Source organism: Eisenbergiella massiliensis (assembly GCF_003435485.1).
Window position 1 is genome coordinate 160,099 of sequence record NZ_QVLV01000011.1, and the last position, 21,650, is coordinate 181,748.

Here is a 21,650-nt window from a genome sequence, read left to right on the forward strand (position 1 = left end):
TGTATAATCACCATATCCTTTGGTACAGACTATAATATCTTCCGGGAACCGCAGAAAATGTATCTGCGGGCCGTTTTGTCATAGATGGGCTGTTCTGAGAAAGAGGCCTGAGAAAGAAGGGGTATTTATGCTGTACCGGACAGGATGTATTTTAACTGGTTATTTGTGCGGATGTTTTCTTACGGCGGAGGCGGTATCCAGACATGCCGCAGGAAAAAGCGCCTCCCGGCTTGGAACCGGGAACCCGGGAATGGCCAATATCATGGCCCAGCTGGGATTCAAATGGGGACTGCTTGTTCTTGCAGGCGATCTGCTTAAGACGCTGTTTCCCTGCATGCTCTGCCGTTTTCTTCTGTTTCCCCGGCTCGGCAGGAATGCTGTTCTCTATGCGGGCATCGGTGTGGCGGCAGGGCATAATTTTCCTTTCTGGAACCGTTTCCGCGGCGGGAAGGGCGTTGCCGTAACCTGCATGACACTGTTTATATTTTCACCGGGCTTCGGCCTTCTTTCCTGCGTTTTAGGAGGATGCCTTGTCCTCTTGAGTAAATCACTGACACTGGGAGCGATGGCTATCCCCCTATTATTTTTATTGCCGGCATTTACCGTTTATGGCAGTGAGACGGGCGTCCTTTCCTGCATTCTGGCTGCCATGATGCTTCAGAAGCATTTTCTGCCGTTCCTGGATTATCTGCACGGAAAGGGAACAAAAATTGATCTGATCGCCAAAGCGCAGTCAAAGCTGCGGGAAAGGAAGTGACAATGGAGGAGCGAACCCCTGCTGGCTCTAAAAAAGACTGGAAGGCCTTCTTCTGGGATAAGCTGTGCGGCCTGGGCCGGGAACTTAAAAGTCTGTTCGTGTATTTTCCCGCAGCACAGGGCTGTATCTGGCTTTTTACCCTGTTTTTTACCCTTATGCTGGGAGAACTTTTCTCCGAGTCCATCTATGATGTCCTGGAAAAGGCCCTTCCTTTTCTGGTTTTCTATGGGACCGGCTGCTTTTTTGCGGAAGCTGTGTACCAGAAGACGGAAAAGCTGCGACTTAGGGCGGTCCTGTATATCCTGTACGTGATTCCCGCATTTCTGTTGACATGGCTGTTATACCTGGAACCGGACTCCTTTTTCCTGGGGCAGGATGCCCTCACTATCAGCTTTTATCTTCCCAGATATATTGTGGGCTATGAAGTGATTGTTATTTCCATAGCCGTTTATCTGTGTTTTTTAAGGACCAGATTGTCGCTTGAACAATATCTTGGCCGTGTTTTTGCCGCAGTTGTGCGCATCAGCATTATCTATTTTATTCTGATGATAGGCACAAGCATGGTGGTCGGCATATTCATTGAACTTTTTGACGGAGCTTTTTCTCTCTACATTCAGGTACAGTGCCTTCTCCTTGGCCTGTATTATATCCCGGCCCTGCTTCGCAGCGTGCTTCCGGATGAAAAAGAGGACAGCCGTTTTGCGGAGGTACTGATCAAATATATTCTCAGCGGGCTTGTTATCAGTGCATTTGCAGTTATTTATGCCTATGTGCTGAAAATCCTGCTTTTCCGGGATATGCCATCCAATGCGGTATTCCGTATCCTTACGGGTCTGTTCGCCGCAGGGCTTCCTGTATGGACGATGAACTCCTGCTATTCACAGAAAAATCCTCTCCTGAAGCTTACCCGGCTGCTCCCTTATCTGTTTTCACCGCTGATTCTGCTGCAGGCTTATTCCATCGGCATCCGTATATATGAAAACGGCGTAACGCCCCTCAGATATCTCTGCGTGCTGCTTTTGTTTTTTGAAATCATATATGTCTCAGTATATTATTTCAAAAGACAGGCCGTGTGTCTGCTGATACCGTTGTTTGCCGTCTTTACTGCAGCAGCCTGTTTTGTTCCCGGGATCAACATGGCCCGCTTTTCCCTGAACAGCCAGCAAAACGCCCTGCATAAATACATAATGGCAGAAGAATCATCGGCACTCACCCAAAGGCAGATCGACAAAGCTGCCGGAGCCTACTGGTACCTGAGGGAAGAACCAACCGGAAAGGCCTGGCTACAGTCGCTTCCGGAGGAAGATAAAGCAAAGCTGGAAAATCTGAAATCCGGCAGTCCGATAGAATATGAAGATTTCCGTCATTTTTACTATTCCATCAAAAATACCGCAATTGACATTTCAGGTTATAATACCTGTTATCCCATACAGGTATCGGCCAGAGACAACGCCGAAAATTTCACCGCCTATCAGATCGTCTATGGAGGAAGCAGCTCTGCCATTGTGAACCTTGCCGCGTACCTTAACAATTTCCCGGACGAAAGCGAGGAAACCGCAGAGGCCTATTTTGAGAAGCACCATGAAATACCCATTGATCCCTACCGTAAACTATATTTGGAATACCTGTCATATAATTATGACCGTGTGGGAGAAACCTATACTTATATATCCTTCCACGGTTATCTGCTGGAAAAATAGAAAAGGAGAAAGAGACATGAATATTGCAATTATCACCGGAGCCTCCTCCGGAATCGGAAAAGAATTTGCCCTGCAGCTGGATGCCGGACTCTATACGATAGATGAGTTCTGGCTCATAGCAAGAAGAAAAGACCGTCTGGAGGAGCTTGCCTGCGACCTGGACCACATGGCTAAAACAATCCCCCTTGATCTGACTCAGGAAGCGGATATGGAACATTTGCGGGCCCTTCTGAGAAAAGAACGCCCCGCAGTCCGTATGCTCATAAACTGTTCCGGCTATGGCATCATGGGACAATTCTCCGAAATCGACTCCCGGGAACAGATTGGCATGATTGACTTAAACTGCCGGGCCCTCACAGAAATCACCCATGCCTGCCTGCCCTATATGAAAAAAAACAGCCGCATCATCCAGCTGGCAAGCAGCGCCGCCTTCCTGCCCCAGCCCGGCTTCGCCGTATATGCAGCCAGCAAATCCTACGTCCTCAGCTTTTCCCGCGCCCTGAGCGAAGAACTTCGATCCAGAAAAATCTACGTCACTGCCGTCTGCCCCGGCCCGGTTCAGACCGAGTTCTTCGACCGCGCTGAAAAATACGCCGCCACCCTTGCTATCAAAAAATATACGATGGTCACCCCGCAGTCCGTGGTCCGCGCTGCTTTAACCGCCTCCGCCAGGAAATGCCCCCTTTCCACATACAGCCCGCTGATAAAAGCCTTTCGTCTTCTTGCCAAGGTAATCCCGCATACCTTGATTTTGAAAGCCATGAGACTGGTTAAGTAGCAAAAATTGCGGATGGTTGTAACGGTTATACAAATAAATATTATCGGAAATTATTGCAGAAACTATATTCGTATGCTACAATCGTGACAAGCAATGATTTCAACAAATCTTTTTATCTTTTAAGATTCTGCGCCGCTCTGTGAAGGCAATTCAGCTCACAGACCGGTATCTGCACGCAGCTTCGCGTGTGCATGGACGACATATGTATAGACTTCTGCCTGACGGAGGTTTTCTTTTTTACATGTGTACGGAAATGCATGAACTCCTTGCTGACAAAAGAATAAGCAGGGAGGACAAAGCGGCTGCCAGAAATCTGTGCAGCCGCAGAAGGCATGGTTCTCTCTGCAAAAAAAGAAAGAGAGGAATGCCTATGAATTCTAAGACAACCGGAACGGCCGCCATGCAGGCGCTGTCCCAAAACTATCAGTTTAACCTGAGTGATTTTGCTTTATTCTTATCTGTCATGAAGAATAAAACCGCTTATGAAAGTACGCTGAGCATTATTCTGGATGAGCCGGATTTGAAGCTGACAGAGGTAGAGGTGGAGCAGGTAGTGCTCAACAAGAGCGGGAAACGGGCTATCCGGCTGGATGCCTGGGCGCGGGATGTATCTGACCGCCGTTTTAATACGGAAATGCAGAATGATACGGAAGCGGACGATGTGAGGCGGAGAGTGAGATTTTATCAGGGCCTGCTTGATACCCCGGTTTTAAAGGCAGGAAAGACGACCCGGTATAAGCACCTGCCGTCAACGGTTATTATTTTTATCACGCAGGAGGACATTTTCGGACGGGACCGGGCAATCTATACCTTTACGGAACAATGTGAAGAATTTTCAGATCTGCCCCTGGATGACGGCACGAAGAAAATATTTCTGAACATGACCAGTAAAAATGGCCGTCCTGAGCTGATAAGCCTGCTGCAGTATATGAAAAATACCACGATTGATAATCCTGAGGTCAAGATAAAGGATAAACGGATTATTATGTTGGATGAAATCGTAAATGAAGTGAAGCAATCGGAAGAATGGGAGGCTGTAAAGATGAATATTCTTGAGATTGGTATTGAAAAAGGAAGACAGGATGGATTAAAAATAGGCCGTGCTGAGGGAGAAGCAATAAAATTAGTATCCATGATAAGAAGAAAACTGGAAAAGGGGCTTAGTGTTACTGCAATTTCAGAAGCATTGGAGTTGGAAGATGCTTATGTACAAAAGGTAATCAATTTGATAACAGAGGATTCTTCCAAAAGCGATCTGGAAATAGCAAAGATACTACTCAGATAACTAAACTGTCACACTATATATTTTTCTATGACAGATTCTTTTCAAAAGTAATTAACAACAGAGCAATCGTTTGTTAATATTTATCTAATAACATAAGAAAAATGATGACGGAAAAGAGTAGTTTATTCAGAAACATCCAGAGAGAACAGCATTTGGTGAAAGCTGTTTATGTGTAAGATAGACGAAAACCATTCCAGAGCTGTAATGCTAAAGTGATGTAAGTGTTACCGTATGCCTACGTTAAAGGATAGGATTTATTGGAATCTGAAGTGAAAAGTTAAGGTGGAACCGTGTTAAATGCACCCTTAAGACTATTTTTTATGGTTTTATGGGTGCTTTTCTTATGTTGTTCAATACTGATAACCGGCTGTCGGCCGCAAAAAAGAAAGGAGCAACAAGAGTATGAAGGTTCTGCAAAAAAATGGTGAAATGGCAGAAATGAGTTTTGAGGAACAGGAGGGGAAGAAAGCGTTCTGGCACACGAGCGCCATGTACTGGCGCAGGCAGTAAAGCATCTTTATCCGGATACGAAATGTGCCATTGGTCCTGCAATTGAAAATGGATTTTATTATGATTTTGAATTGATTGAAGGACTTATTCATAGAAATGAAAAATCCGTAACACTGCATGGGCCTATGAGAGCACGTTGTTTTATGCAGGACGATGCCCATATTTTTATGCGGGAAGAACAGGTGATGGAGGAAATCCAGAGCGTTATGAAGCTGATTGATGAGGTTTATCAAAGATTTGGGTTCGCTTATGAAATTGAACTGTCTACGAGACCGGAGAAATCTATTGGAACGGATGAAGAGTGGACGCTTGCTACGAAGGCATTGGAGGAAACTGCAAAAGGTATGAATAAACCGTATGTCATCAATGAGGGGGACGGAGCTTTTTACGGTCCTAAATTGGATTTTCACTTAAAGGATTCCATTGGAAGGACATGGCAATGCGGAACGATTCAGCTGGATTTCCAGTTTCAGGTGCTCCGAAACGAGAAAAAGTGCGTGTAGAGATTGATTCAAGTGCTGAAAAGCTTGGATACAAAATCCGGCAGGCGCGCATGGAAAAGGTTCCATATATTGTAATTGTAGGTGAGAAGGAGACAAATCATAAATCTATATCTGAAAGGCGGAGAGATGCTAAGGAGGCTGCACAGGATTTGGGGGAGATGAGCATTGGTGAGCTGTTAATGAAGATAAAAGGTTTTTAAGTGCCTCCAAATTTCTATATCTCCCCTATTGACAGCCCTGCTTCAACGTGCTAGTATGATAAAAAGTTTTTGGAAATCCCATAAACAGAAAGAGGAAAACAATGAATCGCAGCTTACAGATCTGCGGATGTGAAATCCGCTCCTATATGCATATTTGTTTTTATTATGGACGTATTTGCTTGTAACCGTATGCAGGAATGATTCTTATTCAGAATTTATGTTTCATGCACAGGATACAAGCCGGTAGGTCTTATATGTCTGTGCAGAAGTTACGGAGCTGATTATTGTTACCTATATTTTTTCGCTTCTTTATCCGCATCAGACATATTTTTGTTTGATGCGGTTTTTTTTAATGCCGAAAATATACTTACCCGGCTGTTTCCCTCACATTCAAACTTTCCACAGGAGGAAAATCCCATGGCCGACAGAGGCTTCGAATTTTCCTTCAGAAGACCAGGAGGAAAATCCATTGTCCATCAGAGGACTCGCATTTTGCTCCGCATAACAGGAGGATTAAAAATGGTTACTACAAAGTCAGATCCGGTACAGCTGATTCTTGCACAGAAAACGGATGCCCTGCTCATTCACCAGCTGAAAAAAAGCGCATTTATGCCGCTTTATGAAAAATACCATGACACAGAAACAACCCCTGCGCTGGATCCGCCGGAAAAGGTGGAGCTGCAGCTGGCTCAGGAGGAAACCGATTACTGGCTTATTGCCCTGGAAGGAAAGATTGTAGGCGCTGTGAGGGTGGTGAAAAAGAAGGATGCGCATGTGATTTCCCCTCTTTTTATCATTCCCGAGGAGCAGAACAAGCACGCCGCTTCCCAGGCCCTGACCCAGTTGTTCACCATGTACCCGGAGGTATTCACCTGGAGGCTTGTCACCATAATGGAAGAAGAGAGAAACTGCCATTTTTATGAAAAGCTGGGCTTCTACAGTACTTTCACAGGAAAACCCACAGGCAGCCTCACCCTCACCGGATACGAAAAAAGAATCCTTCAGGAGGAAAGCTGATATGGACGCAGATACCAATACAGACATAAAGCTGAGAAATATGACCTCTATCTACATATCCTGCGGCACAAAAATTCTTCTTCTCTATCGCATCGGCTCCCGTGTGGTGCCGCCTTCCTGGTGCGGAATCGGCGGACACTTTGAGCCGGATGAATTAAACGATCCCCGGACATGTGTCCTGCGGGAGCTGGAGGAGGAAACCGGCCTTACGGAAAAGGATTTGAAAAATATCTCCCTTCGTTATGTAACGTTGAAATTAAAAGACGGAGAAATCAGGCAGAATTATTATTATTTTGCAGAACTGAAAAATCAGATCTTTTCTACATTCCTGCCTGAATGCAGTGAAGGAGTTCTGGAATGGACAGCTTATGAAAACCTGGCCCAACGCAGGATGCCCTATACCGCCGGTTATGTAATACGTCACTATCTGGAAACAGGCCGGCATACTGAAACCCTGTACTGCGGTACAGCGGTGCCGGGCGGCATAAGCTGGGCGGAACTTACGGATTTCTGATATGCAGCCTTTTTTTACAAACAGCTTGAATTTTTTTTAGGAGGTATGCCAATGGAACAGGAAATCACTTTGATTATGCCTACCGAAGCCATTCAGCCCGATTCTGTTGATTACGATGAATGGGAACATAAAATCCAGGAATATCGCAGAGAATTCCTGGAAAACGGCGATACCATAAACGGCAGCCGCGGACTTCACCATTATGAAAAAATAGCGGGCTGGCTGGAGCAGATAAAGGCCTGTGAAAAAGACAACAACAGCTATATCGGCGTTCCCGTAACCACGTTCCTCGCCATCCGCCGTGACAGTCCTGATGATTGGACGATAGTGGGAAACATCGAAATCCGCCACCATCTGAATCCGGCCCTTGAGGAGCTGGGCGGCCATATCGGCTACAGTGTCCGCCCTTCCCAGCGGCGTAAGGGCTATGCGGTTTCCATGCTGCGTCAGGTCCTTTGCTATGCGCGCACGCTCGGATTAAAAAAAGTAATGCTGGACTGCGACAAAAGCAACACAGGCTCCCTGAAAACCATACAAAAATGCGGCGGTATCCACTCCAGAGACCTTCTTTCTGAGTATCAAGGCCGCAATATCGTTAACAGCCAATTCTGGATTTCTTTGCCGTAATGTGTTACACTGTTACAGGAGCGTGTCCGAGAACCCAATCCGGCACGCTCCGGCGCTGAATAATGGAGCTTTAACCGGGAGTACGGCCCGGATCCGGAGACTGCCATTTTTTCATTATGCCCACACAGATAAAACCAGACGGAGGATTTCCCGAAATGCATCGAATTAAAAAAGGCCAGTACGGTTATATCAAAAGCCAGAGGAAAATAGAAATTATCAAAACCCTTTCCCTGTTCCTTCTTTCCCTCGCCATATACCTGGGAGGCTACATCACCACGGGAACCAACAAAAACCTGCTCACCATCGTCGCCATATTAGGCTGCCTTCCGGCGAGCAAGTGTGCGGTAAATATGATCATGTTCCTTCGCGCCAGGGGCTGCAGCGAAGAGCTTTATCAAAAGGTGTCCGCCCACACCGGAACGCTCCCCTGCCTTTATGACAACGTCCTTACAAGCTATGAGTCCACTTTTGAGATCCCACATATGGTATTTTGCGGAAACAACCTGATAGGTATTGCCGTAAATCCCAAATGCAAAACGGCTGCCTGCGAAAAGCACCTGCAGGCCATGTGCGCCCAGAACAGTATCAGGGACGTAAATATCAAGATTTTTCAGGATATTCCCAAATACTTAAACCGGCTGGATCAGCTGCAGGAGCTTTCCGTCGAGAACACCCAGACGGAAGCGGTGCTTTCCCTGGTAAAGGCCATATCCATATAGGGGGCGCGCAATGAGAGAGGTAACGATAGGCGCTAACGAGGCCGGACAACGTTTTGATAAATTTTTGAAAAAATACTTAAAGGAAGCTGGCAGCGGCTTCCTTTATAAAATGCTCCGCAAAAAAAACATTACGCTGAACGGCTCCAAAGCCGACGGCAGCGAAAAGCTGACGGCGGGAGACCGGGTATGCTTCTTTTTGGCAGAGGAAACCCTGGAAAAATTCCGGGGAGCGCCGGGAGAAGTAACGGCACCGGACAAAACAGCATCCAATTCATCATTAAGGCCGGACCTTCAAATTCCAGTTATCTTTGAAAACGAGCATATCCTTCTGGTGAATAAACCTGCCGGACTGCTTACGCAGAAAGCGGAGGCACAGGATTATTCCCTGAACGAATGGCTGACGGATTACCTGCTTTCCCGGGGAAAAATCACTGCGGATCAGCTGCGGACCTTCCGGCCTTCCGTATGCAACCGGCTGGACCGGAATACAAGCGGCCTGGTCATCTGCGGCAAAACCCTGGCAGGCAGCCAGAAGATGAGTGAACTGTTGAGGGAACGCACTGTCCATAAATACTACCGGCTTTTTGCGGCAGGCAGAATGGAGCTGGAAGGCGTGACGCAGGCCTGGCTTATCAAGGATGAAAAGAACAACCAGGTGCGGATTCTTTCCGCCGAGCCTAAAGGGAATAAGGCTGCCGCCCATATCGTGACAGGCTGCCGTCCCCTTACCTTTTTTCCGGAGTATACCTACGCTGAGGTGGAGCTGTTTACGGGAAAATCCCATCAGATACGCGCCCACCTGGCCGCGCTGGGCCATCCCCTTATCGGTGATGCCAAATACGGAAATAAAGCCTGTAATGACAGATATCGCAGACTGGGAATCCATTCCCAGATGCTACACGCCTTCCGCGTGGAATTTCCCGTAATGGACGGCTGCTTTGCCGATCTTTCCGGGAAATCCTTTACGGCGCCGGAGCCGGAAGCCTTTCTGCGGCTGAAAACACAATAACAGGGAGGAGAGAAATGGCAACATGGAATTCAAGAGGGCTGCGGGGTTCCACGCTGGAAGACCTGATCAACCGCACCAATGAAAAATACCAGGAAAACGGACTGGCTCTCATCCAGAAAATCCCCACGCCGATCACCCCTATCCGAATCGATAAGGATGAACGCCATATCACCCTGGCCTATTTTGACCAGAAAAGCACTGTTGACTATATCGGCGCGGTACAGGGCCTGCCGGTGTGCTTTGATGCCAAGGAATGCGCTGCGGATACCTTTGCCCTGGCCAACATCCATGAGCATCAGGTGACTTTTATGGAAAATTTTGAAAAACAGGGAGGAGTCGCTTTTTTTCTCCTGTTTTTTTCCCATAAAAACCAGTTCTATTATCTTCCTTATGCCCATCTGCGTTATTTTTGGGACAGGGCAAAAGAGGGGGGACGCAAGAGCTTCCGGTATGATGAATTAAACCCGGAATATTTCCTCCCGAAAAAACAGGGGATACTGGTTCCTTATTTGGACATGATCCAGAAAGATCTGGATACAAGAGAAGAATAGCCGGTAAAAGGAGGCGCTTATGAGAAGCCAGGTTACAACGCTTTGCTATATTGAACGGGAGGACAGCTATCTGATGCTCCACCGTGTCAAAAAGAAAAACGATCTCAATGAAAATAAATGGGTGGGCATCGGCGGACATGCGGAAGAGGGGGAGAGTCCGGAGGACTGCCTGCTTCGGGAGGCAATGGAGGAAACGGGGCTTCTTCTTACTTCCTACCGGTTCCGGGGGCTGGTCACTTTTGTGTCGGATAAATGGGGGACGGAATACATGTGTCTCTATACGGCAGATGGTTTCGAAGGGGAACTGACGGATTGTGATGAGGGCTGTCTGGAATGGGTCCCAAAATCAGAAATTCCTAATCTGAATCTTTGGACGGGAGATCTGATTTTTTTCCGGCTGCTGGAAGAAAACGCTCCGTTTTTTTCTCTGAAGCTGCGTTATGAGGGAGACAGGCTGGCGGAATGGCAGCTGAACGGCAAAGACATGACCGGCAGCTTACTGCCGGAAGGAAATACTTGACAGCCTGCGGGCTGTTTAGTATAGTATTGATAGTTTGCTTTGCTAATATGCTACTAAATTAGCACGTTAATGTAATGAAACGGAAAACAAAAGGAGAGAGGTTCAGATGAGTAAACCATTAGTACATACCCCGGAAGGAGTCCGGGACATTTACGGCGAAGAATATGTGAGAAAGCTGCTGGTGGAAGAAAAGCTGCACCATACCCTGCGTTCCTTCGGCTATCAGGATATCCAGACGCCTACCTTTGAATTTTTCGATGTGTTCAGCCGGGAAATTGGCACCACACCATCCCGGGAGCTATATAAATTTTTTGACAAGGAGGGTAATACCCTCGTTCTGAGGCCTGATTTTACCCCTTCCATGGCGCGCTGCGCCGCAAAATACTTTATGGATGAAAAGCTTCCCATCCGTTTCTCCTATCTGGGAAATACCTTTACCAATACCTCCAGCCTTCAGGGAAAGCTGAAGGAGGTGACCCAGCTGGGAGCCGAACTCATACAGGAGCCTTCCGTTCAGGCGGACGGTGAAATGATCGCCATGGTGGTGGAAGCCCTGAAGGCCTCCGGGCTGGAGGATTTCCAGGTGAGCATCGGTGAGGTGGAATATTTCAAGGGGATCTGCTCCCAGGCCGGACTGGATGAAGAAACGGAAAATGAGCTGCGCGATTTTATATCCAGCAAGAATTTTTTCGGCGCCCAGGAGCTGTTGGAGCAGAAGGCCGTCCGCAGGGATTACTGTGAGATTTTGCTGAAGGTGAACGATCTGTTCGGTTCTGCGGAAGCGCTGCAGCAGGCCAGGGAGCTTGTGAACAACGAGCGTTCCCTCCAGGCTGTGGAACGGCTGGAGGAGCTGTATCAGGTTCTGTGCGAATACGGTGTGGAGAAGTATGTTTCCTTTGATTTGGGGCTTCTGAGTAAATACCGTTATTATACAGGCGTCATTTTTAAGGCCTATACCTACGGCGTGGGTGACGCGGTTGCCAAGGGCGGCCGTTACAACAGCCTTCTGAAATATTTCGGGAAGGATGCGCCGGCCATCGGTTTTGTCATTGTAGTGGATGATTTGCTGGAGGCGTTGTCCCGTCAGAAGCGTAAGCCTCAGCCTGCCGCTGAAGGTATCCTTATTATATATGAAGAAGGACGCTTCCGGGATGCGCTGGAAAAGGCGGCAGTTCTCCGGGCGGACGGTGTTCCCACGGAACTGATCCCTGCATCCGTGGCCTCCAGAACGGCCCAGGACAGCGCCTTTGCGGACAGAATCAGGATTTACCGGGAAAAAGCCCGGGCGCATATGCAGAAGGCATTTTATTATCTGCCATCGGAAGGCGGATGTGCGGAAGAAATCCTGGACTGATACGGTACCGGGCAGCAAATGAAAGGATGCGGATGAAAATGGACGAGAACAGATATCTTACTTTTGCCCTTGCTAAGGGCAGGCTTGCCAATAAAACGCTGGAGCTTCTGGAAGAGGTGGGCATCACCTGTGAAGAAATGAAGGATAAGTCCTCCAGAAAGCTGATTTTTGTAAATGAAGAACTGAAACTGAAATTTTTCCTCTCAAAAGGGCCTGACGTTCCCACCTATGTGGAATACGGCGCCGCCGATATCGGCGTTGTGGGCAAGGATACCCTGCTGGAGGAGGGCAGACGGGTATATGAAGTGCTGGATTTGGGTTTCGGGAAATGCCGTATGTGCGTCTGCGGGCCGTCAGAAGCCAGGGAGCTTCTCAAACATCACGAAATGATCCGGGTAGCCAGCAAATACCCCAACATTGCCAAGGATTATTTTTATAATAAGAAGCATCAGACCGTGGATATCATCAAGCTGAACGGCTCTGTGGAGCTGGGGCCTATCGTGGGGCTTTCCGATGTTATCGTGGATATCGTGGAAACGGGAAGCACTCTCCGGGAAAACGGCCTGGAGGTGCTGGAAGAGGTCTGTCCTCTGTCCGCCAGAATGATAGTCAATCAGGTGAGCATGCAGATGCAGCCTGAACGGATAAAAAGTCTGATAAAGAAGCTGCGGGAGCAGATGCAGCAATAGCAGCTGTAAAATATTACCGGCCGGCAGAGTGTACATGAGAAAATGTCAGCGGCTGTTCTGACATGTACAGCTGCCTGGTATCATATTTTCCATCCGGCACATACGGCGCCGGCACATACAGGAGGAAGCATGAGAACATTAAAGCTATCTGAAAATACAAAGCAGAACCTGCTGAATGATCTGCTGAAAAGAAGCCCCAACAATTATGGTCAGTATGAGGACATTGTGGCCGATATCATTTCCCAGGTACGTACAAAAGGGGATGAGGCTGTCTTTTCCTATACCCGCCAATTTGACCACTGTGAAATTTCGGCTGAAAATCTTCTTGTCACCAGAGAGGAAATCGAAGAGGCCTTTGAATCGGTAGGAAGCGAATTCCTGGAGGTGATGAAACGTTCCGCGGAAAATATCCGCCGGTTCCACGAAAAGCAGCTGCGTTCCAGCTGGTTTGATCCCAGGCCGGACGGCACCATTCTGGGCATGAAGCACCTTCCCATCGCAACTGCAGGCGTATATGTGCCGGGCGGAAAGGCTGCGTATCCCTCCAGCGTCCTGATGAATGTAATACCTGCCAGGGTGGCGGGCGTGGAACGCATTATCATGACAACGCCCCCCGGCGCCGATGGGAAGGTAAATCCCGGTACACTGGCGGCGGCAGCTGTGGCAGGCGTCAATGAAATCTACAAGGTGGGAGGCGCGCAGGCCATTGCCGCCATGGCCTTCGGAACCGAAAGCATTCCCAAGGTGGATAAAATTACCGGCCCCGGCAATATTTTCGTCGCTCTTGCCAAAAAAGCCTGCTTCGGCTATGTGAGCATTGACTCCATTGCAGGTCCCAGTGAAATTCTGGTCATTGCCGACGAAACGGCCAATCCCCGTTATGTGGCGGCGGATCTTCTTTCCCAGGCGGAACATGATGAGCTGGCAAGCGCCATCCTCATCACCACAAGTGAAGAACTGGCGGAAAAGGTATCGGAAGAAATTGACAGCTTCCTTACTACGTTAAGCCGCAGGGAAACCATTCAAAAATCACTGGACAATTACGGGTATATCCTGATTGCTCAGGATTTGGACGAGGCGGTGGAAACCGCCAACGAAATTGCCTCCGAGCATCTGGAAATCCTGACAAAGGATCCTTTTTCCGTTATGACAAAGATCAGGAATGCCGGCGCTATTTTCCTTGGGGAATACTCCAGCGAGCCGCTGGGTGATTACTTCGCCGGCCCCAACCATGTGCTTCCCACCAACGGAACCGCCAAATTTTTCTCACCCTTAAATGTGGATGATTTTATGAAAAAAACAAGCATCATTTCCTATTCGCGGGACGCTCTGGAAAAAGCCCATAAGGATATCGAGCTTTTTGCCGAACGGGAAGGCTTGACTGCACATGCAAATTCGATTAAAGTTAGATTTGAATAATTATTTTTTCAGGAGGATTGGTCATGGGACAGGACGCGGAAGGAGTACGCCGGGTACAGCGGTGCGCATGCATGAAAAGAACCACCAGAGAAACAGATATCACTCTGACGTTGAATCTGGACGGAAGCGGAAAAAGCGATATTCATACGGGCATCGGTTTTTTCGATCATATGCTGGAGGGCTTTGCGAAGCATGGTTTTTTTGACTTGACCGTTCAGGTCAACGGTGATCTGCATGTGGACGGCCATCATACTGTGGAAGATACCGGGATCGTCCTGGGCCAGGCCATTGCCCAGGCGGCAGGAGACAAGGCCGGTATCTGCCGTTATGGTTTTTTCATGCTTCCCATGGATGATGCGCTTGCTTTAAGCGCTGTGGATCTTTGTGGAAGACCCTGGCTGGAATTCGACTGCAGCTTTCCCACGCCTGTGATAGGCACGCTGGACAGCCAGCTGCTCCGGGAGTTTTTCTATGCAGTATCCTATAGCGCCGCCATGAACCTCCACCTGAAAATGCTGTCCGGGCAGAACAGCCATCATATGGCGGAAGCCATGTTCAAGGCATTTGCCAAGGCGCTTGATATGGCTACAGGATACGATGAACGCATTGACGGCGTCCTGAGCACCAAGGGAAGCCTGTAAGCGGAAGCGGAAGGAATTTCCGGCATAATTCCGGGCTCCCTTCCGCTGTGCCGGAAGAACTGCGCGGATAGTATTACGGAAAAAGCAAACGAAAGAGCAGGAGAGCCAATGAACTCAAAAAAATTTTTGCCATGTATTTATTTGTATCAGAAGAGAGCGGTAAGCGGTCTTGATGATTTGCATGAGGTCAGCATTGATCCGGTGGCTTTGGCAGAGAGCTACAGTGACAACAAATGCGACGGCATCATCGTATTCGACCTTTCCACCACTGACAGGGAGCATGAGGAAGCCATAGACATCATCAAAGAAATATGCGCCACCGTGGCCGTTCCCGTAATCGGCGCCGGTGCGATCCACCGCATGGAAGACGTGAAAAAACTACTCTATGCCGGATGCCGCCAGGCGGTGCTTGATTATACGGAAGAAGATAATATCGCAGTCACCCGTGAGGTCTCCCTGAAATTCGGCGCGGATAAGCTGCTTGCGATGACAGACAGCAGTAAGGTGATCAGGGAGCAGTGCGCTCTGATCAACCAATATATCAGCAGCGTTCTCGTCCGGGAGCCGGCCATCCTGAAGGAAACGGCCGAAATCAGCCCTGTTCCTGTCATTACAACGCTTCCTGAGATCTCCCTGGAAAAAATCATTGAAATCCTGAAAATGGAAAATGTGGACGGCATCGCAGGGAAGCTTGTGAATGATAACTATAAAGAAATCGAAGCGCTGAAAAAGCTCTGCCGAGATAACGGCATAGAGGTTTCCGAAATTACCGCCGCCTATCAGTGGTCTGATTTCAAACTGAATTCCGATGGCATGATTCCCGTAATTGTACAGGACTACAAAACTGACGCGGTTCTCATGCAGGCATATATGAACGAAGAAGCCTATCTGGCGACCATACATACAGGTAAAATGACCTACTACAGCAGAAGCCGCCAGGAGCTTTGGATCAAGGGCGAAACAAGCGGCCACTATCAGTATGTCAAATCCCTTCACGCAGACTGCGACATGGATACCATCCTCGCCCGCGTGGTACAGATTGGGGCTGCCTGCCATACAGGCTCCTACAGCTGCTTTTTCAACGAAATACTCACCCTGGACGACACCGCGGACACTCAGCATAACCCGTTGAAGGTTTTCGAAGATGTCTTTGCCGTTATCAAGGATCGTAAGGAGAATCCCAAGGAGGGTTCTTACACCAATTATCTGTTTGACAAAGGCATTGATAAAATCCTGAAAAAACTGGGAGAAGAGGCCACCGAAATCGTTATCGCCGCCAAAAATCCCAACCCCAATGAAATTAAGTATGAAATCTGCGACTTCCTTTACCATATGATGGTTCTTATGGCTGAAAAAGATGTTACCTGGGAAGAAATTACTGCGGAGCTGGCAAATCGGTAGATCCTTTTTCTTTGATTTTTGCTTTGGAAAAGTAGTTTTGTCCGGAATTGATGGTTAGTTCCTGATTATACAAAAAAGAATAGAAATAAATGCAGTATTCAGGAGACAGGCCGGTAAGTTGAAGGCCTGCCTCTTTTTTAAGTGGAAATAAGGTACAGAAAGTTCACTTTTCTATTTAGAACAATATAGTAAAAAATAAGTTTTTATGTTGATAATAGTTATTTTGGAGAATATAATAAGAATATATGTGATATAATTTTGTATTTTTTCTGCTTATATTGCGCTAAAGCGTTTTATATGTGCAGTGAAGAGAATGTTTGCTATATGCAGAAAGCATTGACGCGGGGGATACATGGAAAAAACATATCATTCTCATTATCGGGAAAAAGATCAGCAATATCAGCTCAATGTAAATCATCAGATAAATGTAGCCCGGCTTGCAGAAAACTATTGTCCTTTGCCCGAATTGAAAAAGACGGCTTGGCTGACAGGAATTCATCATGATGATGGAAAATATCCAGAGGAATGGCAGGAATATTTTGAAAAGTCCTTAAAAGAAGAAGGATGCAATGAAGGTAAACTGGACCATTCCACACTTGGCGGTTTGGTGGTAAATCAATATTTGCCAGGAACCTTGCTTGGGGAAATGGTACAGGATGCCATTTATATGCATCATGGTCTGCAGGATTGTGTATCAATTTCTGATGGAAGCATTTTATTGGAAAAAAGGAAACAGAAGTATACTGCGGAAAAGGTAAAGGCTGTGTGCAGAGAAGCGGAAGTTCTGCTTGAGGCGTCTGAACTGAAGCTGAACGCGGCGGAAATGGCTGAAATAAGGAAGAAGGCCAGAGCTGATTTAAATGTTTTAGCCAAAGAAGTGCAACTGTTTGCAAAAAATAACAATGGCTTATATGGTAATCGTAATTTTTATCTGGGTATGTTGGAGAGACTGCTGTTTTCATCCCTGATGGATGCTGACTGGAGGGATACGGCGGATTTTATGGAGAACCGTAAAACTGATACAGGAATGAGCCAGGATGAAATTCAGAAGGTTTGGGAGTACGGTATTATTACTTTGGAAAATAAATTAAACGAATTGGATAAGACTTCTGAGATAGCATCCTGTCGGCAGGATATATCTGCACGCTGCCGAAACGCAGCATACGCTTCCGGCAATTTATTCCGTCTTTCCGTCCCCACCGGAGCAGGGAAGACGCTAAGTACTTTGCGTTTTGCATTGCATTGTGCAAAGGCGAATAAAAAAAGACATATTTTCTATGTTGCGCCCTTTAAAAGTATACTGGAACAAAATGCGAGTGTTATCAGAACAAGTCTGGATATGCCGGATATGATATTGGAACATCACAGTGATGTGGTTCAGGAAGAGGTGAAAGGACAGCAACGTTATGAGCGGCTCATAGAAAACTGGGATGAAGTGCCGGTGATAGTGACCACTGCAGTACAGTTTTTTCAGACGCTGTTCAAGGAAAAGAGGAGCAGTATCCGTCGGTTTCACAGTCTGTGTGACAGTGTAATCATTTTTGATGAGGTACAGGCTATGCCTGTTAAGCTGCTGCAGCTATTTAATCTGGCGGTTAATTTTCTGACACAGTTCTGCAATACAACGATTGTTCTATGTACGGCAACACAGCCGCTTTTGGACAGGCTTCCTGAAAACAGAATGCTGCCGCCGGTTGATATGGTCAACAGTATTTCAGCATATAAAGAGGTTTTCAGGCGTGTGGAATTTCATGATTGTACGCAAGATTGCGGAAAGGGTTTCAATATTTCACAGGCGGTTGATTTTATTTTGGAAAAATCACGGCAGATGGATCAGGTACTCATGATATGCAATACAAAATCCTGCGCACTTGATATTTACGAGCAGCTGAAGGGGAAAACAGAGGGAGGTTTATACCATTTGAGCACACTGATGTGTGCTGAGCACAGAAGTAATGTTTTGAAAGAAATCAGAGAACGTCTTGACAGGAATGAAAAGGTAATCTGCATCAGTACGCAATTGGTGGAAGCTGGTGTGGACTTTTCTTTTCAATGTGTGATTCGGTCTCTGGCAGGTCTTGATAACCTAATACAGGCAGCGGGAAGATGTAACCGGAACGGAGGGCCGGAAAAAGGGCTGGTCTGTCTTATCAAAATGTCTGAGGAAGCGGAAAGAATCTCCTCTCTTAAGGATATCAGAACGGCACAAGAAGCTATGTTGTGTACGCTTCAGGCATACCGTAAAAGTCCGGAAAGTTTTAGAGAAAGGTTGGATTCAGAGGAAGCGGTTACATTGTATTTCAAATATTATTTGATGGAACGCAAAGATGAAACCTCTTATCCGGTACTGAAGGAATGGGGAAGGAGCAGCCTGGTAGAGCTACTGTCCGATAATAAAATTTTTGCTGCCGAGAAAAAAGAAATCAGGCTGAAGCAGGCGTTCCTGAGCGCAGGACAGATTTTCACTGTAATTGATGATAAGGGTTTGAAAAATATTCTAGTCCCTTATAGGGAAGGTAAAGGACTGATTCAGGCTCTTCAGAGCGAGGCAGATCCTGAACAGAAAAGAATTATTTTGCGAAAGCTGCAGCGTTATTCGGTGGGAGTATCAGAAAAAACACTGAAAAATCTGGGGAACGCAGTTTATAGGATTGAAGAAAATCGGGTGCTGGTTTTGGCAGAAGGTTATTATGATGAAAACGTTGGTCTTAAGGAGGAACCATCGGCATTGGATTTTTTGAATTTTTAAGAAGGAGGGAGATAAAAGGTGCAGGCTAAATACAGAAATACGGTGGAATTTCAGGTCAGCGGTGATTATGCATTATTTTCGGATCCGGTTACCAGAGTCGGCGGTGAAAAATTTTCTTATCAGATTCCTACCTATGAAGCTATCAAAGGGATTCTGCAAAGTATATATTGGAAACCGACGATAATTTGGCGTATTGATGAGTTGAGAGTGATGAATCCTATCCAGACGGAGACAAAAGCGATTCGTCCAATCGCGTATAATGGGGGAAATGACCTTTCCTATTATACTTACCTGAAAGATGTGCGTTATCAGGTAAGGGCGCATTTTGTCTGGAATGAGAACCGCCCTGAACTGGAAGGGGACAGAGATGAAAATAAGCATCATAATATTGCCAAACGGATGATTCAAAGAGGCGGACGGAGAGATATCTTCCTGGGGACCAGAGAATGCCAGGGATATGTGGAACCCTGTGTGTTTGGGGAAGGAGAAGGTTATTATGATACTCCCTCCAGAGAGGTGGCTTTCGGTTTTATGTATCATGGAATTACATATGCCGATGAAGCCGTGCTGGAGGAGGATAGAGGAAAAATGACTGTTCGGTTTTGGAGGCCGGTCATGAAGAATGGGTATGTGACTTTTTTGGCTCCGGAGGAATGTTCGGATAAACGGATGATTCATGAAATGGGAATAAAGGCCTTTCCGGATAAAAAATTCAGCGGTCTTCAGGAATTTTCGGAAGAAGGTGATGAGGAATGAACTGGATAGCAGAATTATGCGATTTGTATGATAAAAATCAGCATCTGGCTGGCAGGATGGGGGAAGATCATATTGTTTTGCTTCCGCCCTACCATACTACGGTAGCGGCACAAATTACGGTGACGATTGACGGAGACGGCAATTTTCTGCGAGCGGAAACGGTACCGGACGAGGACAAGCTGACTATTATTCCCGTAACTGAAAAATCGGCCAGCAGAACGGCAGGAATTGAGCCTCACCCGCTTTGTGACAATCTGAAATATCTCGCGGCGGATTATAATCAGTTTGTCAAAGGAAAAGACTGCTCTAAAAACCATTTGCTGTACATGGAACAGCTGAAGGAATGGGCGGATTCCTCTTACTGCCATTCAAAAGTTAAGGCTGTTTATCAGTATCTGGAAAAAGGTACGTTGATGAAGGATCTTAATAATCAAGGTATCTTTATACAGGATGAATCGGGAAAGATTTCCGAAAAGGCAAAAATACAGATTGTTGCTCAAACGGACGCATTTATACGGTTTCAAATAGATACAGGGGAAGTATTACCGGAAGATGCGCTGATGGATGACAGCGGCAGTTTGTCAGTGAAATGCTGGAAAGACTGTTCTTTACAACAAAATTACATAGAATATTGCAGATCTCAGCAAAAAGAGACAGGACTTTCCTACCTGACAGGCGACTTAACGCAAATTTCCTGGCTGCAGCCCAAGAAGATTCGGAATGAAGGAGATGGAGCGAAGCTGATTTCTGCAAATGATGAATCTAACTATACTTACCGCGGGCGTTTTGCCAATAAAGAAGAGGCTTTTTCCATCGGCTATGAGGATTCCCAAAAGGCTCACAATGCACTTAAATGGCTTCTGCGGAAGCAGGGAACGAATTATGGAAGCCTATACCTTGTGACCTGGGAATCCGATTTAAAAACTGTGGCGGACTGGCAAAGCAGTTCGGATGAGTTATGCATACAGGCAGAAGCATTACCGGACGAAGTCTCCGAAGAGGAAGAAGAATTTTCCGATGAAGTATGGGATGAGGAAGAAGAACAATATAAGGGAACCGGAGAAGCCGGGGCAATGCGTTTCCGACAGGCAATAAAAGGATACCGCAAAAATCTGACTCAGACTTCCAATACCATGATTATGGCCTTTGATGCTGCAACAACAGGTCGTTTGGCTATGGTGGAATGCAGAAGCTATGATTCCTCCCGATATCTGGACAGCCTTCAGAGCTGGTATGAACGTTGCGAATGGAGGCAGCCAAAGAGCAGTAAAGAAAGAGGGCGGTATATTTATTATGGTATGGTAGGGATTAAGGATGCCGCAGAGCTTTTATACGGAACGGAACAAAACGGTTATTTCTCCCTTTCGGGGAAAGAAGAACGTTATAAAGATGTGGTGAAGCGATGGATGCCCTGTATTCTCGATAAAAAAGAGGTTCCGGCAGACATGGTGAGACTTGCTGTACAACGGGCATCTTCGCCGGTTTCATTTGAAAGCCGTTTTCTATGGGAAAGAATTCTGGCACTGGCATGCTCACTTGTAAAACAACAGATTGAAAAAAGGTATGGGGAGGTATATACGATGGCATTGGATAAAAAATGTCGAAAGAGGGAATATTTGTTTGGCCGACTGCTGGCCGTGGCGGACAGAATTGAGTATCGTACTTTTGATAAGGAGGACGGACGGGAAACGAATGCAAAACGTTATATGAGCGCATTCTCCCAGCACCCTTACAGAACGTGGAAGGTTCTGGAGGAAAAGCTGGAACCATATTTTATGCGCTTAAAGGCTCCGGAGCGTCTTGTGTACCAGAGACTGCTGGATGATATCTGTAACCTGTTTGAAATAGAAGACTTTGAAAATGATACGGCACTGAATGGCTTATATTTACTGGGATTTCATAATCAATCCTATGCCCTGAAAGAGAAAAAGAAAGAAGAGGAGGAATAAAT

At 46.7% G+C, this 21,650-nt stretch carries 19 protein-coding genes, 1 pseudogene and 1 other annotated feature; all 20 genes and pseudogenes read left to right on the plus strand.

Annotation, left to right across the window (positions count from 1 at the left end):
- Positions 1 to 127: 127 nt before the first annotated feature.
- On the plus strand, positions 128 to 757 hold the full coding sequence (locus DXC51_RS16830; RefSeq protein ID WP_117544971.1) for a glycerol-3-phosphate acyltransferase: 630 nt from the start codon (positions 128 to 130) through the stop codon (positions 755 to 757).
- A gap of 2 nt (positions 758 to 759) precedes the next feature.
- The gene (locus DXC51_RS16835) at positions 760 to 2,457 is read left to right on the plus strand and encodes a DUF4153 domain-containing protein (RefSeq protein WP_117544972.1); all 1,698 of its coding nucleotides are present in this window, start codon (positions 760 to 762) and stop codon (positions 2,455 to 2,457) included.
- Between the two features lie 16 nt (positions 2,458 to 2,473).
- A complete protein-coding gene (locus DXC51_RS16840) occupies positions 2,474 to 3,235 on the plus strand; it encodes an SDR family NAD(P)-dependent oxidoreductase (protein WP_117544973.1) in 762 nt (253 codons plus the stop codon).
- Positions 3,236 to 3,605: 370 nt separating this feature from the next.
- A complete protein-coding gene (locus DXC51_RS16845; RefSeq protein ID WP_117544992.1) occupies positions 3,606 to 4,520 on the plus strand; it encodes an Rpn family recombination-promoting nuclease/putative transposase in 915 nt (304 codons plus the stop codon).
- Positions 4,521 to 4,615: 95 nt separating this feature from the next.
- Positions 4,616 to 4,830, plus strand: a binding site (T-box leader).
- A 280-nt stretch (positions 4,831 to 5,110) separates the two neighbouring features.
- A pseudogene (locus DXC51_RS16850) lies at positions 5,111 to 5,733 on the plus strand (aminoacyl--tRNA ligase-related protein); the annotation flags it as partial.
- A 519-nt stretch (positions 5,734 to 6,252) separates the two neighbouring features.
- Positions 6,253 to 6,750, plus strand: coding sequence for a GNAT family N-acetyltransferase (locus DXC51_RS16855; RefSeq protein ID WP_181970126.1), 498 nt, complete (start codon positions 6,253 to 6,255; stop codon positions 6,748 to 6,750).
- A gap of 1 nt (position 6,751) precedes the next feature.
- Positions 6,752 to 7,264, plus strand: coding sequence for an NUDIX domain-containing protein (locus tag DXC51_RS16860; protein ID WP_021639244.1), 513 nt, complete (start codon positions 6,752 to 6,754; stop codon positions 7,262 to 7,264).
- A 51-nt stretch (positions 7,265 to 7,315) separates the two neighbouring features.
- On the plus strand, positions 7,316 to 7,891 hold the full coding sequence (locus DXC51_RS16865; protein WP_051358469.1) for a GNAT family N-acetyltransferase: 576 nt from the start codon (positions 7,316 to 7,318) through the stop codon (positions 7,889 to 7,891).
- A gap of 155 nt (positions 7,892 to 8,046) precedes the next feature.
- Positions 8,047 to 8,610, plus strand: a complete 564-nt coding sequence (locus DXC51_RS16870; RefSeq protein WP_117544975.1) for a hypothetical protein — start codon at positions 8,047 to 8,049, stop codon at positions 8,608 to 8,610.
- 10 nt (positions 8,611 to 8,620) lie between these two features.
- On the plus strand, positions 8,621 to 9,619 hold the full coding sequence (locus DXC51_RS16875) for an RluA family pseudouridine synthase (protein ID WP_117544976.1): 999 nt from the start codon (positions 8,621 to 8,623) through the stop codon (positions 9,617 to 9,619).
- Positions 9,620 to 9,633: 14 nt separating this feature from the next.
- Positions 9,634 to 10,170, plus strand: a complete 537-nt coding sequence (locus tag DXC51_RS16880) for a Holliday junction resolvase RecU (RefSeq protein ID WP_021639248.1) — start codon at positions 9,634 to 9,636, stop codon at positions 10,168 to 10,170.
- A 19-nt stretch (positions 10,171 to 10,189) separates the two neighbouring features.
- The gene (locus DXC51_RS16885) at positions 10,190 to 10,690 is read left to right on the plus strand and encodes an NUDIX hydrolase (RefSeq protein WP_025489991.1); all 501 of its coding nucleotides are present in this window, start codon (positions 10,190 to 10,192) and stop codon (positions 10,688 to 10,690) included.
- Positions 10,691 to 10,796: 106 nt separating this feature from the next.
- Positions 10,797 to 12,044 carry an ATP phosphoribosyltransferase regulatory subunit gene (gene hisZ, locus DXC51_RS16890; protein ID WP_117544977.1) on the plus strand — a complete coding sequence of 416 codons (1,248 nt, stop codon included), beginning with the start codon at positions 10,797 to 10,799 and terminating at the stop codon, positions 12,042 to 12,044.
- A 38-nt stretch (positions 12,045 to 12,082) separates the two neighbouring features.
- Positions 12,083 to 12,733 carry an ATP phosphoribosyltransferase gene (hisG, locus tag DXC51_RS16895; protein WP_025489989.1) on the plus strand — a complete coding sequence of 217 codons (651 nt, stop codon included), beginning with the start codon at positions 12,083 to 12,085 and terminating at the stop codon, positions 12,731 to 12,733.
- 129 nt (positions 12,734 to 12,862) lie between these two features.
- Positions 12,863 to 14,152 carry a histidinol dehydrogenase gene (hisD, locus tag DXC51_RS16900; RefSeq protein WP_117544993.1) on the plus strand — a complete coding sequence of 430 codons (1,290 nt, stop codon included), beginning with the start codon at positions 12,863 to 12,865 and terminating at the stop codon, positions 14,150 to 14,152.
- Between the two features lie 23 nt (positions 14,153 to 14,175).
- Positions 14,176 to 14,793: an imidazoleglycerol-phosphate dehydratase HisB gene (gene hisB / locus DXC51_RS16905; RefSeq protein WP_117544978.1), complete on the plus strand. Its 618-nt coding sequence runs from the start codon at positions 14,176 to 14,178 to the stop codon at positions 14,791 to 14,793.
- A gap of 108 nt (positions 14,794 to 14,901) precedes the next feature.
- A complete protein-coding gene (gene hisIE / locus DXC51_RS16910) occupies positions 14,902 to 16,194 on the plus strand; it encodes a bifunctional phosphoribosyl-AMP cyclohydrolase/phosphoribosyl-ATP diphosphatase HisIE (protein WP_117544979.1) in 1,293 nt (430 codons plus the stop codon).
- A 352-nt stretch (positions 16,195 to 16,546) separates the two neighbouring features.
- Positions 16,547 to 18,943, plus strand: a complete 2,397-nt coding sequence (cas3, locus tag DXC51_RS16915; RefSeq protein WP_117544980.1) for a CRISPR-associated helicase Cas3' — start codon at positions 16,547 to 16,549, stop codon at positions 18,941 to 18,943.
- Between the two features lie 18 nt (positions 18,944 to 18,961).
- Positions 18,962 to 19,699, plus strand: a complete 738-nt coding sequence (cas5c, locus tag DXC51_RS16920) for a type I-C CRISPR-associated protein Cas5c (protein WP_021636852.1) — start codon at positions 18,962 to 18,964, stop codon at positions 19,697 to 19,699.
- Entirely contained in the window at positions 19,696 to 21,648 is a 1,953-nt protein-coding gene (gene cas8c / locus DXC51_RS16925) for a type I-C CRISPR-associated protein Cas8c/Csd1 (protein ID WP_117544981.1), read from the plus strand. The genes cas5c and cas8c overlap by 4 nt, the downstream gene beginning before the upstream one ends.
- Positions 21,649 to 21,650: the final 2 nt, after the last annotated feature.